The organism is Streptomyces sp. MB09-01 (assembly GCF_033794505.1).
Taxonomy (GTDB): Bacteria; Actinomycetota; Actinomycetes; order Streptomycetales; family Streptomycetaceae; genus Streptomyces.
This window is the reverse complement of the sequence record NZ_JARAYQ010000189.1, coordinates 1-17,319: the sequence shown is the minus strand read 5'-3', so window position 1 is coordinate 17,319 and position 17,319 is coordinate 1. Positions and strand designations below refer to the sequence as shown.

Genomic DNA, 17,319 nt, shown 5'->3' with positions numbered 1-17,319 from the left:
CCCCCACCCCCTGACCGGACCGGCGCCGGACACGACGAAGCCCCGGCCCACCGAAAACGGTGAACCGGGGCCCTCGCACCACCGGACTACTCGGCGTCGTCCTCCGGCGCCTCGTCGTTCGACACGGCATCCGCCTGCGCGGCCGCCGGCACATCCGCCTCCAGCAACCGCGCCAGCTGCCGGCCCCGGATCCGCTTGAACTTGCGCTGCTGCGCCCGCGTACGGTCCAGCACCGCCACCTCCAGCCGCTCGGCCGGGATCGCCTTGTCCGCACCGTTCGCCTGGCTGGACAGCGCCTGCACGGCCAGCTTCAACGCCTCGGACAGGGTCATCCCGTCCTGGTGACGCTGATCGAGGAAGCTACTGATCTGCTCGGCGTTGCCACCGACCGCGACCGAACCGTGCTCGTCCACGATCGACCCGTCGTGCGGCAGCCGGTAGATCTGGTCCCCCGCCGCCGTCGCACCGACCTCGGCGACGACCAGCTCCACCTCGTACGGCTTCTCACCCGCACTGGAGAAGATCGTGCCGAGCGTCTGCGCGTACACGTTCGCCAGCCCACGGGCCGTCACATCGTCACGGTCATAGGTGTACCCGCGCAGGTCCGCGTACCGCACACCACCGATCCGCAGGTTCTCGTACTCGTTGTACTTGCCGGCGGCCGCGAAGCCGATCCGGTCGTAGATCTCGCTGAACTTGTGCAGCGCACGAGACGGGTTCTCGCCGACGAACACGATGCCGTCGGCGTACTGCAGCACGACAAGGCTGCGACCGCGGGCGATGCCCTTCCGGGCGTATTCCGCCCGGTCGGCCATGGCCTGCTGGGGTGACACATAGAACGGAGTCGACACCGGCTTTCCGTCCCTTTCTTCTGGGCTCCTGAGGGGCGACGGATGGTCAGAGCAGGGCGGCGCGCGGGCCGTCGGGCTGCTCCAGACGACGGTTGGTGACCGTACGGGCGAGTTCCTGCGACTCTGCGTCCGTCAGCCTGCGGAATCCCTCGTCGGTGATGACGGTGACGATCGGATAGATGTGGCGGTAGAGGTCCGGTCCACCGGTCGCCGAGTCGTCGTCGGCCGCGTCGTACAACGCCTGCACGACCAGCGTGGTGGCCTGCTCCTCCGTCAGATCGGGGCGGAAGAGCTTCTTCATCGAGCCCCGGGCGAAGATCGAACCCGATCCGGTGGCGGCGAAGCCGTGCTCCTCGGAGCGGCCGCCGGTCACGTCGTAGGAGAAGATCCGGCCCTTCTCCTTGGCCTCGTCGTACCCCGCGAACAGCGGCACGACGGCCAGCCCCTGCATCGCCATGCCCAGATTGCTCCGGATCATGGTGGACAGCCGGTTGGCCTTGCCCTCCAGGGAGAGGGTCGTCCCCTCCACCTTCTCGAAGTGCTCCAGCTCCAGCTGGAACAGCTTCACCATCTCCACGGCCAGGCCGGCCGTACCGGCGATGCCGACGGCGGAGTACTCGTCCGCCGGGAACACCTTCTCGATGTCCCGCTGCGCGATCATGTTCCCCATGGTCGCCCGCCGGTCACCGGCGAGGACGACCCCGCCGGGGAAGGTGGCGGCCACGATGGTCGTCCCGTGCGGCGCCTCGACCACGCCCTCCGGCAGCCTGCGGTTGCCGGGCAGCATCTCCGGCGAGTGCGCGCCCAGGAAGTCCATGAAGGACGACGACCCCGGCGTCAGGAAGGCTGCCGGCAGACGCCCTGTGCTACGAGTGTTGGGTTCCACAGGTTTCCTTCCACGTAAGCGGCTGCACGCCTCATGACGTCCGGCCGATCCTTGAACTGCCCCAGGGCTGCGTTACAGCTGAAGCACAGTACGCCTCGGACCTTACCCGTCCGATGATCGTGATCAACGTGCTCCGCCAGACCTTCTTGGCAGACCACGCAGACCCCGCCTTGGGCGGCGATCATTTCGTCCCGATCGGCCTCGGTCATGCCGTACGAGCGCTGCCTTGCAACGCGTCGCGAGACCATCGGAGGCCGACCTGTTCCGGTGCCGCTCGGAGTGCGGCTTCTCCTCGATGCACCCGAGACAAAACGTGTGCCCTTCAGGGGCACTGGGCCTAGGTGACCTGCCCATCGTCTGCTCGCGCTTTCGGTGGGACTCTTCACCGCAAGCGCGGCAGTGCCGTTGCAATCCGTCAAGGTTGGCTCGCTTGGAGGCGAACTCCCGATGCGGCTTCTCCTCGCCGCACCGGGAACACCGCTTCACCAGATTCAGCACCACCGCCGCCCACTCACCTTCGAATCGAAGGTAAATCTGGGTTACTGGCCACCCTTTTGAACGAAGCTTCGAACGAAGTCCTCGGCGTTCTCCTCGAGCACATCATCGATTTCGTCAAGTACGGAGTCGACGTCGTCGGAGAGCTTTTCCTGGCGCTCCTTGAGGTCGGTCGATTCTTCGACCGCAGCCTCCTCGACCTCCTCGGTCGAGCGCGTCGCCTTCTGCTGTCCGCCGCCGGTGTCCTTGGTCGCCATGTCTACCTCACCCCGCTCGGTTCGCACGCTCACGTCGAGAGACCCCGGGATTCGGGATCTCTCAAGATCAGACCCTATGTCGGACCTTACTAGGAGGGTCCGACATTCGTCCCCGCACTTTCACAACGTCCGGTTCTCCTCATGATTCCCGGACCGGGGCCCTTTCAGGCCCCCATGGCACCGCTCACTGCCCCGAAAGCACCCGCACCAGGTCCTCCGCCGTGCGACAGCGGTCCAGGAGCTCCTTGACGTGGTTCCGGGTCCCCCGCAGGGGCTCCAGCGTCGGGACCCGCTGGAGCGAGTCCCGGCCGGGAAGGTCGAAGATCACCGAGTCCCAGGAGGCCGCGGCCACGTCGTCCGCGTACTGCTCGAGGCAGCGGCCGCGGAAGTAGGCCCGGGTGTCCTCCGGGGGCTTGCTCTGGGCCCGCTCGACGGCGGGCTCCTCCACCAGCCGCTTCATCTTGCCCCGGGCCACCAGGCGGTTGTACAGGCCCTTCTCGGGCCGTACGTCCGAATACTGGAGGTCCACCAGGTGCAGCCGTGCCGCGTCCCAGCCCAGCCCGTCCCGGCGCCGGTAGCCCTCCAGGATCTCCCGCTTGGCGATCCAGTCCAGTTCCCCCGACAGGCTCATCGGGTCGCTCTCCAGCCGGCCCAGCACGTCCTCCCAGCGGACCAGCACGTCCTTGGTCTGCTCGTCCGCGTCGGAACCGAAACGCTCCTCCACGTACTTGCGGGCCAGCTCGAAGTACTCCATCTGCAGTTGCACCGCGGTCAGTGTCCGGCCGCTGCGCAGCGTGATGAGGTGCTTCAGGTCGGGGTCGTGGGAGACCTGGTGGAGGGTGCGTACGGGCTGGTCGACGGCGAGGTCGACATTGATGAACCCGTCTTCGATCATGGACAGGACAAGTGCGGTGGTGCCGAGTTTCAGGTACGTGGAGATCTCGGAGAGATTGGCGTCGCCGATGATCACGTGCAGCCTGCGGTACTTCTCGGCGTCGGAGTGCGGCTCGTCCCGGGTGTTGATGATGGGCCGCTTCAGGGTGGTCTCCAGGCCGACCTCGACCTCGAAGTAGTCCGCGCGCTGGCTGATCTGGAAACCGTGTTCGCGTCCGTCCTGGCCGATGCCGACGCGGCCGGCGCCGGTGACGACCTGCCGGGAGACGAAGAAGGGGGTCAGGTGGCGCACGATCTCCGAGAAGGGGGTCTCCCGCTTCATCAGGTAGTTCTCGTGCGTGCCGTAGGAGGCGCCCTTGTTGTCGGTGTTGTTCTTGTAGAGGTGGATCGGCTGGGCGCCGGGCAGCTGGGCGGCCCGGACGGCGGCCTCGGCCATGATCCGCTCGCCGGCCTTGTCCCAGAGCACGGCGTCGAGCGGGTTGGTGATCTCCGGCGAGCTGTACTCGGGGTGCGCGTGGTCGACGTAGAGCCGTGCGCCGTTGGTGAGGATCACATTGGCGAGGCCGATGTCCTCGTCGGTGAGCTGGCTGTTGTCGGCGGCCTCGCGGGCGAGGTCGAAGCCGCGGGCGTCCCGCAGCGGATTCTCCTCCTCGAAGTCCCAGCGGGCGCGTCGCGCCCGGTGCATCGCCGCCGCGTAGGCGTTGACGATCTGGGACGAGGTGAGCATGGCATTGGCGTTCGGGTGCCCCGGGACGGAGATCCCGTACTCCGTCTCGATCCCCATTACTCGCCGTACGGTCATGCGGCCCTCCTTGCCCGGCGGCGCTCCCCTTCGGGAGCGGCGCTCAAGTACCGCTGGTGCTCCGGTGCGTGTGCCTGTGCGGTGCCCGTCCCCGCACTGCGCGTCCGGCGGTACGGAAGAGCCTAGAACCACTGCGCGCTCGTGGGGAGATCATTTCCGTCATTGAATCCGCCCTTTCACCGGCTGAAAAGCGGCCCGGTAAAGCGGTCGGGTAAAGCAGTCGGCTGCGGATGCCCGGGGAGGGCATCCGCAGCCGCTCCGCGTCAGAGGTACTGACCGGTGTTCGCCACCGTGTCGATGGAGCGTCCGGTGTCCGCGCCTTGCTTTCCGGTGACGAGAGTGCGGATGAATACGATCCGCTCTCCCTTCTTTCCGGAGATTCGGGCCCAGTCGTCCGGGTTGGTGGTGTTGGGCAGGTCCTCGTTCTCCTTGAACTCGTCCACGCACGCCTGGAGAAGGTGGGAGACCCGGAGGCCCTTCTGGTTGTGCTCGAGGAAGGCCTTGATCGCCATCTTCTTCGCACGGTCCACGATGTTCTGGATCATCGCGCCCGAGTTGAAGTCCTTGAAGTAGAGGACTTCCTTGTCGCCGTTGGCGTACGTGACCTCGAGGAAGCGGTTCTCCTCGGTTTCGGCGTACATCTGCTCGACGACGGTCTGGATCATGCTGTGGACGGTGCCGTCCTTGGAGCCCTGGTGTTCGGACAGGTCGTCCGTGTGCAGGGGCAGCGAGGCCTTGAGGTACTTCGCGAAGATGTCCTTCGCGGCCTCGGCGTCCGGGCGCTCGATCTTGATCTTCACGTCGAGGCGGCCGGGGCGCAGGATGGCCGGGTCGATCATGTCCTCGCGGTTGGAGGCGCCGATGACGATGACGTTCTCCAGGCCTTCCACGCCGTCGATCTCGGCGAGCAGCTGGGGGACGATGGTGTTCTCCACGTCCGAGCTGACTCCGGATCCGCGGGTGCGGAAGAGGGATTCCATCTCGTCGAAGAAGACGATGACGGGGGTGCCCTCGCTCGCCTTCTCCCGGGCACGCTGGAAGACGAGGCGGATGTGCCGCTCGGTCTCGCCGACGTACTTGTTGAGGAGTTCGGGGCCCTTGATGTTCAGGAAGTAGGACTTCCCTGCGGGCTGGCCGGTCACCTCGGCGACCTTCTTGGCAAGGGAGTTGGCCACGGCCTTGGCGATGAGCGTCTTGCCGCAGCCGGGAGGGCCGTAGAGCAGGATGCCCTTGGGCGGGCGCAGTTCGTGCTCCTTGAAGAGGTCCGGGTAGAGGTACGGGAGCTCGACCGCGTCGCGGATCAGCTCGATCTGGTCGCCCAGGCCGCCGATCTTGTCGTAGTCGATGTCGGGGACCTCTTCGAGGACGAGTTCTTCGACCTCGCTCTTGGGGACGACCTCGTAGACGTAGCCGGAGCGGGGTTCGAGCAGGAGGGCGTCGCCAGGGCGGATGGTGATGTCCAGGAGCGGCTCGGCGAGCCTCACCACCCTCTCCTCGTCGGTGTGCCCGACGACCAGGGCGCGCTCGCCGTCCTCGAGGATCTCCTTGAGGGTGACGATGTCCCCGGCCCGCTCGAATTCCATGGCCTCGACCACGTTGAGGGCCTCGTTGAGCATGACCTCCTGGCCGCGCCGGAGGTCTTCCGGGTCGACGCTGGGGCTGACGTTCACGCGGAGCTTTCGGCCTCCGGTGAAGATGTCGACGGTGCCGTCCTCGTTGGCTTGCAGGAAGACACCGAAACCGGCCGGCGGCTGTGCGAGCCGGTCGACTTCTTCCTTGAGGGCCACGATCTGGTCGCGGGCCTCACGGAGGGTATTCGCGAGTCGTTCGTTCTGTGCGGAGACGCCGGCAAGATTTGTCTGCAGCTCGACGATCCGCTCTTCGAGAATCCTCGTGTGTCGCGGAGAGTCGGCGAGCTTACGTCGCAGGACGGCGATTTCCTGCTCGAGATAGGCAACCTGGCCGGCGGGGTCCTCAGACCCTCGCCCGGGCCGGATGCCGCGGTTGATGTCGTCGTCGTGGGCTGCCACGGTCCTCACCTCCTCCAAGGGGAGCTGGACGCTTCCTGACCCTACCTGGGCTGGTGGTGATTGAAACCCCTAGATCACAAAGACGGTAGAGGTGTGTCCGATCTTCACCCTTGCGTACTCCCTCACGCCAAGGAAATACCCACCCATCAAACTCGGGAAGCGGCCGGTTGTAAGGTCGAACTGTTCAACACCCGTCAGGGCTCGCGCGACTTGCTGCGGGTTGTGACCGGGATGGATCACTCAGCGCAGGGAACGGCAGGAGATATGACCGTGCAGCACGAGGCTCCGACGGGCGCGGCCGGTGAGGCCGGCGAGCCGCTTGAGGTCTGGATCGACCAGGACCTCTGCACCGGGGACGGCATCTGCGCGCAGTACGCGCCCGAGGTGTTCGAGCTGGACATTGATGGTCTGGCGTACGTGAAGAGCCCCGAGGACGAGCTGCTGCAGCAGGCGGGGGCGACCACTCCGGTTCCGCTGACGCTGCTCCAGGACGTGGTCGACTCGGCGAAGGAATGTCCGGGGGACTGTATTCACGTAAGGCGCGTTTCGGACAGGGTGGAAGTCTTCGGTCCTGACGCGGAGTGACGCTTCAAACACTTCTGGCGGCTGAGTCCGTCAGCTCCTGGCGGAATTTTCCGTCGCTCCAGCGCCACTTGGCGAGCTGTTTCACGTCGGGGCAGCAGCGCGGCACCTCGGGTGCGGAGTAGCCGAGGAGGGTTGCGGTGACGGCGCGGTCGCGCACGGTGAGTTCCGTGACGGTCCGGCGTTGTCCGGGGTCGAGGAGGGTGGCGACGACGCGGGGGCGGGCACCTTCGTTGCGGTCCTGGACGAGGACGTAGACCGCGTGGGGCGGGGTGCCCGAGCCGGCTTCGCAGCGGACGGCGGCCACGGTCTCGGGGCGGCCGTCGCCGTCGAGGTCGCCCTGGGCGGTGGCCGTGACGGTCTGCGGGGCGCCCTTGCAGTCGAGGGGGTAGGTGACGGCCGCGGCGTCGGGAGCGGCGGCCTGAGGGCCGTTCGCGATGGGGTCCGGCGCGGCGGCGGGGGTGCCGGTGGCCGGCTGTACGAGACCCGCGGTGGCTATGACGGCGGCCATGGCGGTGGCCGTGGCGAGCCAGTGGAGGGGCCTGGCCATGCTGTGCGCCAGGGTGTCCGGGGTCGGCGTCAGCTCGGCGGGGCTGTGCAGCACGCGGGGTGTCTCCTGTGCGAAGGGTGACGGGGAGCCAGCATCGTGCCATACCTCACACGGAGGTGGAACGGCCGGGTCCGCTCGGGTCGGATCCGGTGCGGTGTGACCGCGTGCGGGCCGGACCGGACGGGCTCGGCGGGGGGACAACGAAAAGGCGCTGTGGCGCAGTTCCCGGTCGGTCGGGGGAACTGCGCCACAGCGCCTTCGTGTTGGGTCGGCGGTGCGGTTACGCGGAGCGGTCGCTGCCGGGGCCGTCGTAGTCCTCGCCGTAGGCGCCCTTGGCGGGGCGGCGGCGGCGCATGGGGGGCTCGACGCCGTCCGCGAGGCGGCGGGCGGTGACGAGGAAGCCGGTGTGGCCGATCATGCGGTGGTCCGGGCGGACGGCCAGGCCTTCGACGTGCCAGTTGCGGATCATCGATTCCCAGGGCTGCGGTTCGGCGAAGCAGCCGATCTCGCGGATGGACTCGACGGTCTTGGACAACTGGGTCGTGGTGGCGACGTAGCAGCAGAGGATGCCGCCGGGCACCAGGGCCTTGGAGACGGCCTCGAGGCACTCCCAGGGGGCGAGCATGTCGAGGATGACGCGGTCGACGTCCGTGTCGGACAGGTTGTCCTGGAGGTCGCCGACGGTCAGCTGCCAGGCCGGGTGGGGGCCGCCGAAGTAGCGTTCCACGTTGGCGGTGGCGATCTCGGCGAAGTCCGCGCGGCGCTCGTAGCTGTGGAGCATGCCCTGGTCGCCGATGGCGCGCAGCAGGAAGCTGCTCAGGGAGCCGGAGCCGACACCTGCTTCCACGACGCGGGCGCCGGGGAAGATGTCGGCGAAGGCCAGGATCTGGCCGGCGTCCTTCGGGTAGACCACGGCGGCGCCGCGGGGCATGGACAGGACATAGTCGGGGAGCAGGGGACGCAGCGCGAGGTAGGCGACGTTGCCCGTGGTACGGACAACACTGCCCTCGGGGGCACCGATCAGCTCGTCGTGGGGGAAGGAACCCTTGTGGGTGTGGAAATTCTTCCCGGCTTCGAGCGTGAACGTGTAGTGGCGGCCCTTGGGGTCGGTGAGCTGAACCTGGTCCCCGACCTCGAAGGGCCCGCGTCGGCGGGCGGCACCGGTCGGTTCGGACATGTGACCAGTGTATTGGCTTCAGGACTGGGGCCGTGCCATGGCCTTCACGAAGGCCTTTTCGACGTCGAGGGTGGACAGGACGCCGTAGATGGTGCCGCCGGGTTCGAGGACGAGGTACTCGGTGGCGGGGGTGGCGCGGAGGCGGTCGAGGAGTTCTTCGCCGGTGAGTTCCGCGGAAACCTTCATGCCGTCGGTGAGGTCCTGGGCGAGGGTGCTGACGGCGACCCAGGGGCGGCGGTGTTCGGGGACGGAGGCGATGGCGCTCTCGCGGACGATGGCGGTGGGGTCGCCGTGGCCGTCGACGACGACGAGGGCGCGGGCTCCCGCTTCATTGGCCCGGCGCAGGGCTTCGGAGAGGGGGGTGGCGTTCTCGACGGGGATGGCGCGCCGGGTGAGGGTGCGGGCGCGTAGTTCGGGGAGGTGTTCGCGCAGGCGGGCCATGCGCAGGCTGTTGCCGGCTCCGGTCCAGATGATGGCGGCGAGGATGGCGGCGAGCAGGGCGTCCATGACGGTGTCCATGCCGCCGATCTCCTGGGTGCGGTTGCCGAGGAGTCCGGTGTGGGTGAGCAGGGGCAGGCCGAGGAGGACGGCGATGGCGAGGCCGCGGCCGACCCAGGCGGCGGCGACGGTGCCGGCCATGGGTTTTCCGGTGATGCCCCAGATGACGGCGCGGAGCATGCGGCCGCCGTCGAGGGGGAGGCCGGGGAGCAGGTTGAAGGCGGCGACGAGGAGGTTGGAGATCATCAGGCCGGCGAGGAGGACGCCGGGGACGCTGGCCGGGTCGACGGCTTGCATGCCGAGGTAGAAGGCTCCGGCGAGGAGGAGGGAGAGCAGGGGGCCGACGAAGGCGAGGACGAATTCGCGGGCGGGGGTCTCGGATTCCTTTTCGATCTCGGAGACTCCGCCGAAGAACTGGAGCTGGATGCGGCGCACGGGGAGTTTGAAGCGGAGGGCGGCGACGGTGTGCGCGAGTTCGTGGACCAGCACGGAGGCGTAGAAGGCGACGGCGAAGAAGAGGGAGACGAGGTAGCGGACGGGTCCGAGGTCGGGCAGGACGCGGTCGAGCTGGTCGCCGAAGACCCAGGTGATGAGGGCGGCGACGAGGAACCAGCTGGGCGAGACGTAGACGGGTACGCCGAAGGGGCGGCCCATGAGGAGTCCGCCGCCCGGTCCTGAGCGACGTCCCGCGCGCTCGCCGGTTTCGTCGGTGTCTGCCACGGCTTTCCTTCGTTCCTGGGGTTTCCCCCGGAGGGTGCCCCGGGGGATCGGTATTTCCAGTGTGGTCCGCATTGCGCAAGCGGGCTGTGATGCTCCGATCATGCAGTGCGAGGGGGTCCGGCGTCGATGGTATGCGCGTGCTGTCGGTGGCGGGTCGTAGGGTTTTGTCCATGACGATGAGCCCCGGTGCTGTGCCAGGCGCAGCCGATGCCGCGACACCGAGCGCTGTGGCGCCCGCTTCGCTCTCCCCTTCGCGGGCGAGCGATTTCATGCAGTGCCCGCTGCTGTACCGGTTCCGGGTGATCGACAAGCTGCCGGAGAAGCCCAGTGCGGCGGCTACCCGCGGAACGCTGGTGCATGCGGTGCTGGAGCGGCTCTTCGATCATCCGGCGCCGGAGCGGACGGCTCCGCGGGCGAAGGCGTTGGTGCCGGGGCAGTGGGACCGGTTGCTGGAGGCGAAGCCGGAGCTGACGGAGCTGTTCCCGGAGGGGGATGAGGGGGCGGGGCTGGCGCGGTGGCTGACGGAGGCGGAGGCGCTGGTCGAGCGCTGGTTCACGCTGGAGGACCCGACGCGGCTGGAGCCGGTGGAGCGGGAGTTCTTCGTGGAGACGGAGCTGGCGTCGGGGCTCCGGTTGCGGGGGATCATCGACCGGGTGGACGTAGCGCCGACGGGGGAGGTGCGGATCGTCGACTACAAGACGGGCAAGGCGCCGCGGCCGGAGTATGCCGAGGGTGCGCTGTTCCAGATGAAGTTCTACGCGCTGGTGGTGTGGCGGCTGAAGCAGGTGGTGCCGCGGCGGCTGCAGCTGGTGTATCTGGGCAGTGGTGACGTGTTGACGTACGACCCGGTGGTGGCGGACCTGGAGCGGGTGGAGCGGAAGCTGCTCGCCTTGTGGGAGGCGATCCGGGAGGCCACGGAGTCGGGTGAGTGGCGGCCGCGGCCGACGAAGCTGTGCGGCTGGTGTGATCATCAGGCGGTGTGTCCGGAGTTCGGGGGTACTCCCCCGCCGTATCCCCTCGTGATCTCCCCCGGCTACCGCCGGGAGGTGCCCCCGGCACGGCCTGGGTCCGAGCGCCCGGCGGAATCATGATCGTCGGATCAGGGCAGAATGGTCGGGCCCGCCGTAGCCGTCCGACGAATACGAGGTAGACCCCGTGGCCATCCGCGTCCTGCTGGTCGACGACCAGCCACTTCTGCGCACCGGCTTCCGGATGATCCTGGAGGCCGAGGAGGACCTGGCGGTGGTCGGTGAGGCCGGGGACGGTCTGCAGGCGCTGGACCAGGTGCGGGCGCTGCAGCCCGATGTGGTGCTGATGGACATCCGGATGCCGCGGATGGACGGGGTGGAGGCGACCCGGCAGATCACCGGGCCGGGCCGGGACGGGCCGGCGAAGGTGCTGGTGCTGACCACGTTCGATCTGGACGAGTACGTGGTGGAGGCGTTGCGGGCGGGGGCGAGCGGGTTCCTGCTGAAGGATGCGCCGGCCGCGGAACTGGTGCAGGCGATCCGGGTCGTGGCGGGTGGTGAGGCGATGCTCGCGCCGAGCATCACGCGGCGGCTGCTGGACAAGTACGCGGGGCATCTGCCGTCGGGTGAGGAGAGCGTCCCGGACTCGCTGGGGACGCTGACCGAGCGCGAGGTCGAGGTGTTGAAGCTGGTGGCCCGGGGGCTGTCGAACGCGGAGATCGCTGCGGACCTGTTCGTGAGCGAGACGACGGTCAAGACGCATGTGGGGCACGTGCTGACGAAGCTGGGGCTGCGCGACCGGGTCCAGGCGGCCGTGTACGCGTACGAGAGCGGTCTGGTGCGTCCCGGCGCCCAGTAGTCGTGGTCGGGGACGCGAACGGGCCGGCAGCCGCGTGGTGCGGCTGCCGGCCCGTTGTGCGTGGCCCGGCCGGGGTCAGCCCTTGCTGATCTCCCAGAAGCGGAAGACGGTGGAGGCGTCGAGGGACCACTGGAGGCCGCTCACGTTCTGGCGGGTGACGGCGTACTGCTTGCCCTGCCAGAGCGGGAGGATCGGGAGCTCGTCGGCGACGATGTCCTGGAGCCGGTTGTAGTCCGTGTTGGCCGCGGTGCGGTCGGACTTGGCGGAGGTCGACGGGATGATCGTCCCGGTGATCTCCTTGTTCTCGTAGTTGTTGTGCAGGACGTTGTCCGGGCCGAAGAACGGCTGCGTGAAGTTGTCGGCGTCCGGGTAGTCGGGGACCCAGCCCTTCACGTAGACGCCGTACTTGCCGTCCTGGATGTCCTTCTCGTACTGCTCGAACTCGACGGACTTGACGTCGGCGTCGAACAGGCCGCTCTCGTTGAGCTGCTTGGCGATGACCTCGAACTGCTGGTCGGTGGAGGGGCCGTAGCGGGACGGGGTGGAGTACAGGGTCAGCTTGACCTTGCCGTTGATGCCGGCGGCCTTGAGGACGGCCTTGGCCTTCTCGGGCTGGGGGCTGCCGCCGTAGCGGTCGAAGAACGGGGTGGTGTGGCCGGCGATGCCGGTCGGGACGATGGAGTAGAGCGCGGTGGCGGTGCCCGCGTACACGTCCCGGACGAGCGCCTCGCGGTCCACGAGGTAGGCGATGGCCTTGCGGACGGGCAGCTTGCCGACGACGGGGTCGTTGACGTTGAAGACCATGTGCTCGACCTCGGCGCCGGTGCCCTGGACGACGTCGACCTTGTTGTCGCCGGTCTTGCTCGAGGCGAGGGCGGCGATGTCCTTGGCGGCGAGGCCGCGGAACGCGAAGTCCACGTCCCCGCTCTCCAGGACCTTCTTGAGGCCGCTCTGGTCGCCGTTGAAGAACTTCAGCGTGACGCCGGTGTTCTTGGCCTTGGCCTTGCCGGTGTAGGAGTCGTTGACCGAGAAGGTGGCGCTCTTCTCGCTGAACGAGTCGAGCTTGTAGACGCCGGAGCCGACCGCCTTGTTGTCCGTACGCAGCTTGTCCGCCGGGTACTCGCTGTGGTCGACGATGGAGCCCGCACCGGAAGCGATCTTGCTGGGGAAGGTCGCGTCGGAGGTCTTCAGGCGGAAGATGACGGTCTTGTCGTCGGGGGCGTCGATGCCGGCGATCGACGAGAGCATCACGGCCGGGCCGTTCTCGTCGTTGATCTTCAGCGTGCGCTCGAAGGAGAACTTGACGTCCTTCGAGGTGAGGCTGTGGCCGTTGCTGAACTTCAGGCCGGCCCGCAGCGTGCACTTGTAGAGCTTGCTGTCCGCGCCCTCGAAGCCGCAGGTCTGCGCGGCGTCGGGCTCGGGGGTGGTACCGCCCTTGGGGAAGCTCAGCAGCGACTGGAAGACGTTGTTGAAGAGCAGCCAGGAGCCCGGGTCGTAGCCCGAGGCCGGGTCGGTGGACTTCACCTTGTCGGATATGCCCATGACCACGCCCTTGCCGCTACCGGCATTGGAGCCATCGGTCGAACCGCAACCGCTGAGCAGCGCGGCGGCGGTGGCTGCGCCGAGCGGAGCCGCCAGCCACTGGTTACGTCGATTCACGCGAACGTCCTTCACAGTCGAACTGTTTCGTTGCCCGGCTCGCGACACCCGCTGCCGGTCGTTGCCTTGCTCAGCCGCTTACGCCGCGGCCGAGCTCCCACAGCTGGAGGTCGGAGATGGCGTTGACCGACCACTCCACTCCGGTGATCCCGTCGCGTGCGGCGACGTACTGCTTGCCCTGCCACAGGGGCAGGACGGGCACGTCCTCGGCGACGATGTCCTGCATCTCCGTGATCGCGGGGACGGCGACGCCTCGGTCGGCTGCGCGCCGCGATTCGGGGATGAGCCTGTTGCGCACCGCGTTGTTGGCGTACGGCGTGCCCAGGAAGTTGTCCTGCTCCAGGAACGGAGCGAGGAAGTTGTCGGCGTCCGCGTAGTCGGGGAACCAGCCGAGCCCGTAGGCGGCGTGGTCGCCCTTCTTCTGTGCGGGACGGAATTCGGCCCACTCGCTGCCCTGGACGGTGATGTCGAAGAGCTGGGTGGAGTTGAGCTGGGCCTTGAGGGCCTCGAACTCGGCGGCCGTGCCGTCGCCGTAGTGGTCGTTGGTGTAGTGCAGGGTCAGCTTGACCGGGGTCTTGATCCCGGCTTCCTTCAGCAGCGCGGCGGCCTTGGCCGTGTTGGCCTCGCCGTACTTGTTGTAGAAGGAGTTGACGTGGCCGGTCACGGTGGTGGGGACCAGCGAGTAGAGCGGCTGCGCGGACTTGCCGTAGACCTTGGAGACCAGTGCGCCGCGGTCGACGGCGGCGGCGAGGGCCTGGCGCACGGCCTTGTCCTTGACGACCGGCGCCTCGGTGTTGAAGCCGAGGTAGCGGATCTCCAGGCCGGGCATCGGGACGAGCTTGACGCCCTTGGGCGGCTGGGCCGAGTACTCGGTGACCTGGGCGGGCGACAGGGTGCGGGAGACCATGTGGATCTTCCCGTCGGTGAGCGCCTTGCCCATGGCCGGGGAGTCGGGGAAGGTGCGCAGTTCGACCTTGTCGTTCTGCAGCTTGATGTCGCCCTTGTAGTGCGGGTTCTTGCTGAAGACCGCGCGGACGAGCCGGTTGTCCTTGACTTCGGCCTTCATCGTGTACGGGCCGGAGCCGTCCACGGAGAAGCCCTCGCGGAGCTTCTTGGCGTCGTAGTTCTTCTCGCTGACGATGCCGGCGGCCGGGGTGGAGAGCTTGTACGGGAAGGTCGCGTCCGGGGTCTTCAGGTGGAAGACGACCGTGTCGGCGCCCTTGACCTCGACGTTGTCGAGGGTGGAGAGCAGTGAGGACGGGCCGTTCTCGTCCTTGATGGCGCGGACGCGGTCGATGGAGAACTTGACGTCCTTGGCGGTGAGCGGGTCACCGCCGGCGAACTTGAGGCCGGGGCGCAGGGTGCAGCGGTAGCTCTCGTTGCCGGCGTCGGTGAAGCGGCAGGCGGAGGCCGCTTCGGGGACGGGCTGGCCGCCGCCGCGCGGGGTGTGCATCAGCGTCTGGACGGTCTGGCGCAGGACGTTCCAGGCACCGGCGTCGTAGGCGTAGGCCGGGTCGAAGGGGGCGGGAGCGAAGTCTGCGGCCTCGAACCGGTCGGTGGTCCCGACGACGATCGCTCCGGATCCTGCTCCTCCGCCGCTCGCGCTGCCGCATGCGGCGAGCAGAGGCGTGAGCAGTCCGGCCGCAGCCGTCAGCACCATGGTCTTGCGGTTCATGCTGGAAGTACTCCCTGTAACCGGCACTTGCTCAAAGCGGCGTAAAGGGCACTTCGCGGCGGTCGCCCGTTCAGGGCGGAACGATCGGGCCGGTGTAGTGACGATCGGTCCACGCGGTCCCGGCACAGGGGTGTGCGTCCGGGACGGCAGAGGTGCGGTGTAGTGCCTGCGTTGACACTAGTGGCCCGGGACGGGATGGCTGGAACTGGCCGGACTTGGGGTGTAATCGCACCGTGATGGGAGCGAACTGCCTGTTCATGCGCAGGGGTGCGCAGATTCGGTCAGTGACTGATCAATCCGGACACAAGGGAAGGCGAAGGGGCCCTCGGACAGGCCCATGGGGGGTTTGGCGCGTGACCAAGCTCACTCTGAGCGACCGCCCCGGAGAGGGATGGAATTTCAGCCTCCCGGGCCTGGGACGGAAAATCCTTCCGTCGAACCTCCATCCCGCAGACGTTCCGTTCGGGTACGGAGCGTGCTCAGGAGGTGCCGGTCCGTGTCGGCACCTCTGCATGCGCACCGAGGTTGCCGTGGGTAACCGGGGGGGCGTGGCGGTGCGGGGGTGCCCGCTCAGTTCATCGGGGCGATGAGGGAGCGCAGGAAGGCCAGGTCCACGTCCTCCAACGAGCGCACGACCGTCCGCCCAGGAGCCGGTTCGATCATGCCCACCGAGGGGATCGCCACGACCCGGCAGCCCGCGGCCTCGGCGGCCGCCACCCCGGTGTGCGTGTCCTCGATGACCGCGCAGCGCGAGGGGTGGGCACCCAGCGTCCGCGCCGCGAGCAGGTACGGGTCCGGGTGCGGCTTGGTACGGGCGACCTCGTCACCGGCGACCGTCATCGTGAAGCGGTCCCGGCCGAGGGTGAGCAGGACCTGGTCGATGACCCGGCGGTGCGAGGCGGAGACGAGGGCGGTGGGCACGTTGTGCCGGGCCAGCTCGGCCAGCAGCCGCTCGGCGCCCGGCATCAACGGCACCCGGTCGGCGATGCGGGCCTCGAAACGCTCGTTGAGCAGCACGCTCAGCTCGGCGAGGCCGATGGCGGCGCCGGTGGCCTCGATCAGGAAGGCCGCGCTGCGGCTCATCGGGCCGCCGACGACCACGTCGCGCCAGGCGTCGTCGAGCTGGTGGCCCAGCTCCTGGAAGATCTCGGCCTCGATCTCCCACCAGAAGCCCTCGGTGTCGACCAGGGTGCCGTCCATGTCGAGCAGCACCGCCTGCAGGGCCGAGCCGTCGGCCGTACGGGCGACGGGGGCGGGAATGGTGCTCGTCATGCGCGGACCTCTCGGAAGGGACGAGAAGGCCGGTCACCTCTTCCCGCGGAGCATGCCCCTGGGAACAGGCGACCGGCCTGTATGGGACCGACAAGTGTACGTCGGTTGACCTCAGCGTGCGTTGAAATACTTCGCTTCGGGGTGGTGGATCACGATCGCGTCGGTGGACTGCTCCGGGTGGAGCTGGAACTCCTCCGACAGGTGGACGCCGATCCGCTCCGGCTGGAGGAGGTCGGCGATCTTCGCGCGGTCCTCGAGGTCGGGGCAGGCCCCGTAGCCGAGGGAGAACCGGGCGCCGCGGTACTTGAGGTCGAACATGTCCTCGACCTGGGCCGGGTCCTCGCCGCCGAAGCCGAGCTCGGCGCGGACGCGGGCGTGCCAGTACTCGGCCATGGCCTCGGCGAGCTGCACCGAGAGGCCGTGCAGCTCCAGGTACTCGCGGTAGGAGTCGGACTCGAAGAGCTTGGCCGTGGCCTCGCCGATCCTCGAGCCGACGGTGACCACCTGGAGCCCGACCACGTCGGTCTCGCCGGACTCCTCCGGGCGGAAGAAGTCCGCCAGGCACAGGCGCCGGCCGCGGCGCTGGCGCGGGAAGGTGAAGCGGGTCCGCTCGTTGCCCGCCTCGTCCAGGATGATCAGGTCCTCGCCCTTGGACACGCAGGGGAAGTACCCGTAGACGACCGCGGCCTCGAGGAGGTTCTCGGTGTGCAGCTTGTCCAGGAGGCCGCGCAGGCGCGGGCGGCCCTCGCTCTCGACGAGCTCCTCGTACGTGGCCCCGCCCGCGCGGGCCTGCTTGAGGCCCCACTGGCCCTTGAACAGGGCGCCCTCGTCCAGCCAGGAGGCGTAGTCCTTGAGCGGGATGCCCTTGACGACGCGGGTGCCCCAGAACGGCGGGGCGGGCACCGGGTTGTCGACGGCCACGTCCGAGCGGCCGCCGGGCTCCTCCGGCTCCTCCACCTGGAGGGCGGGGGTGTCCCGCTTGGCGACGCGGCGCTGCTTGAGCTCGGGCAGGGTGGCGCCCGGCACGCCGCGCTTGACGGCGATGAGGGCGTCCATGAGGCGCAGGCCTTCGAAGGCGTCGCGGGCGTAGCGGACCTCGCCCTCGTAGATTTCGTGGAGGTCCTGTTCGACGTAGGCGCGGGTC

The 17,319-nt window shown here is 68.4% G+C and carries 16 protein-coding genes; 3 read left to right on the top strand and 13 right to left on the bottom strand.

The window, feature by feature from the left end; translation table 11 throughout:
* Window positions 1-86: 86 nt before the first annotated feature.
* From prcA to arc, 6 genes are all read right to left on the bottom strand, one after another.
* A complete protein-coding gene (gene prcA, locus PV721_RS30865) occupies window positions 87-851 on the bottom strand; it encodes a proteasome subunit alpha (protein WP_319730032.1) in 765 nt (254 codons plus the stop codon).
* Between the two features lie 46 nt (window positions 852-897).
* Window positions 898-1,737, bottom strand: coding sequence for a proteasome subunit beta (gene prcB, locus PV721_RS30860; RefSeq protein WP_319730030.1), 840 nt, complete (start codon window positions 1,735-1,737; stop codon window positions 898-900).
* Window positions 1,689-1,922 (bottom strand): endonuclease VII domain-containing protein, encoded by a 234-nt coding sequence (locus PV721_RS30855; protein WP_319730039.1) that lies wholly within the window; start codon window positions 1,920-1,922, stop codon window positions 1,689-1,691. Before PV721_RS30855 ends, prcB begins: the two co-directional genes overlap by 49 nt.
* Window positions 1,923-2,276: 354 nt before the next feature.
* Complete coding sequence (locus PV721_RS30850; RefSeq protein WP_030016348.1) at window positions 2,277-2,489, bottom strand: ubiquitin-like protein Pup; 213 nt, start codon at window positions 2,487-2,489, stop codon at window positions 2,277-2,279.
* Window positions 2,490-2,673: 184 nt separating this feature from the next.
* Window positions 2,674-4,185: a depupylase/deamidase Dop gene (dop, locus tag PV721_RS30845; protein WP_319730022.1), complete on the bottom strand. Its 1,512-nt coding sequence runs from the start codon at window positions 4,183-4,185 to the stop codon at window positions 2,674-2,676.
* A gap of 263 nt (window positions 4,186-4,448) precedes the next feature.
* Entirely contained in the window at window positions 4,449-6,215 is a 1,767-nt protein-coding gene (arc, locus tag PV721_RS30840) for a proteasome ATPase (protein ID WP_319730019.1), read from the bottom strand.
* A gap of 264 nt (window positions 6,216-6,479) precedes the next feature.
* Between arc and PV721_RS30835 the strand changes: the two genes are divergently transcribed.
* The gene (locus PV721_RS30835; RefSeq protein ID WP_319730016.1) at window positions 6,480-6,800 is read left to right on the top strand and encodes a ferredoxin; all 321 of its coding nucleotides are present in this window, start codon (window positions 6,480-6,482) and stop codon (window positions 6,798-6,800) included.
* Between the two features lie 4 nt (window positions 6,801-6,804).
* Here PV721_RS30835 and PV721_RS30830 read toward each other — a convergent pair whose 3' ends face one another.
* The 3 genes from PV721_RS30830 to PV721_RS30820 all read right to left on the bottom strand — a co-directional run bounded on the left by PV721_RS30830 (window position 6,805) and on the right by PV721_RS30820 (window position 9,814).
* Window positions 6,805-7,347, bottom strand: coding sequence for a hypothetical protein (locus tag PV721_RS30830; RefSeq protein WP_319730036.1), 543 nt, complete (start codon window positions 7,345-7,347; stop codon window positions 6,805-6,807).
* A 280-nt stretch (window positions 7,348-7,627) separates the two neighbouring features.
* A complete protein-coding gene (locus PV721_RS30825; protein WP_030016358.1) occupies window positions 7,628-8,524 on the bottom strand; it encodes a tRNA (adenine-N1)-methyltransferase in 897 nt (298 codons plus the stop codon).
* 18 nt (window positions 8,525-8,542) lie between these two features.
* Window positions 8,543-9,814: a site-2 protease family protein gene (locus tag PV721_RS30820; protein ID WP_416371220.1), complete on the bottom strand. Its 1,272-nt coding sequence runs from the start codon at window positions 9,812-9,814 to the stop codon at window positions 8,543-8,545.
* Window positions 9,815-9,912: 98 nt separating this feature from the next.
* Here PV721_RS30820 and PV721_RS30815 point away from each other — a divergent pair, with 98 nt between their 5' ends.
* Window positions 9,913-10,833 (top strand): PD-(D/E)XK nuclease family protein, encoded by a 921-nt coding sequence (locus PV721_RS30815; RefSeq protein WP_416371221.1) that lies wholly within the window; start codon window positions 9,913-9,915, stop codon window positions 10,831-10,833.
* A 64-nt stretch (window positions 10,834-10,897) separates the two neighbouring features.
* Window positions 10,898-11,569: a response regulator transcription factor gene (locus tag PV721_RS30810; RefSeq protein WP_319730008.1), complete on the top strand. Its 672-nt coding sequence runs from the start codon at window positions 10,898-10,900 to the stop codon at window positions 11,567-11,569.
* 75 nt (window positions 11,570-11,644) lie between these two features.
* On the opposite strand, the gene PV721_RS30805 is transcribed toward PV721_RS30810, so the two are convergent.
* From PV721_RS30805 to PV721_RS30790, 4 genes are all read right to left on the bottom strand, one after another.
* Window positions 11,645-13,228 (bottom strand): ABC transporter substrate-binding protein, encoded by a 1,584-nt coding sequence (locus PV721_RS30805; RefSeq protein ID WP_319730006.1) that lies wholly within the window; start codon window positions 13,226-13,228, stop codon window positions 11,645-11,647.
* 70 nt (window positions 13,229-13,298) lie between these two features.
* A complete protein-coding gene (locus tag PV721_RS30800; RefSeq protein ID WP_319730004.1) occupies window positions 13,299-14,903 on the bottom strand; it encodes an ABC transporter substrate-binding protein in 1,605 nt (534 codons plus the stop codon).
* A gap of 570 nt (window positions 14,904-15,473) precedes the next feature.
* Entirely contained in the window at window positions 15,474-16,175 is a 702-nt protein-coding gene (locus tag PV721_RS30795) for an HAD family phosphatase (RefSeq protein WP_319730002.1), read from the bottom strand.
* A 111-nt stretch (window positions 16,176-16,286) separates the two neighbouring features.
* Window positions 16,287-17,319 (bottom strand): vitamin B12 dependent-methionine synthase activation domain-containing protein (locus tag PV721_RS30790; protein WP_319730000.1); only part of this gene is annotated, 1,033 nt, incomplete at its 5' end.

What these genes read in the sequence shown, in the direction of transcription:
- PV721_RS30855 (WP_319730039.1), bottom strand. Translation starts at nt 1,922, where the DNA reads ATGATCGCCGCCCAAGGCGGGGTCTGCGTGGTCTGCCAAGAAGGTCTG.
- PV721_RS30850 (WP_030016348.1), bottom strand. Translation starts at nt 2,489, where the DNA reads ATGGCGACCAAGGACACCGGCGGCGGACAGCAGAAGGCGACGCGCTCG.
- dop (WP_319730022.1), bottom strand. Translation starts at nt 4,185, where the DNA reads ATGACCGTACGGCGAGTAATGGGGATCGAGACGGAGTACGGGATCTCC.
- PV721_RS30835 (WP_319730016.1), top strand. Translation starts at nt 6,480, where the DNA reads ATGACCGTGCAGCACGAGGCTCCGACGGGCGCGGCCGGTGAGGCCGGC.
- PV721_RS30830 (WP_319730036.1), bottom strand. Translation starts at nt 7,347, where the DNA reads ATGGCCAGGCCCCTCCACTGGCTCGCCACGGCCACCGCCATGGCCGCC.
- PV721_RS30825 (WP_030016358.1), bottom strand. Translation starts at nt 8,524, where the DNA reads ATGTCCGAACCGACCGGTGCCGCCCGCCGACGCGGGCCCTTCGAGGTC.
- PV721_RS30820 (WP_416371220.1), bottom strand. Translation starts at nt 9,814, where the DNA reads ATGCGGACCACACTGGAAATACCGATCCCCCGGGGCACCCTCCGGGGG.
- PV721_RS30815 (WP_416371221.1), top strand. Translation starts at nt 9,913, where the DNA reads ATGACGATGAGCCCCGGTGCTGTGCCAGGCGCAGCCGATGCCGCGACA.
- PV721_RS30800 (WP_319730004.1), bottom strand. Translation starts at nt 14,903, where the DNA reads ATGAACCGCAAGACCATGGTGCTGACGGCTGCGGCCGGACTGCTCACG.
- PV721_RS30795 (WP_319730002.1), bottom strand. Translation starts at nt 16,175, where the DNA reads ATGACGAGCACCATTCCCGCCCCCGTCGCCCGTACGGCCGACGGCTCG.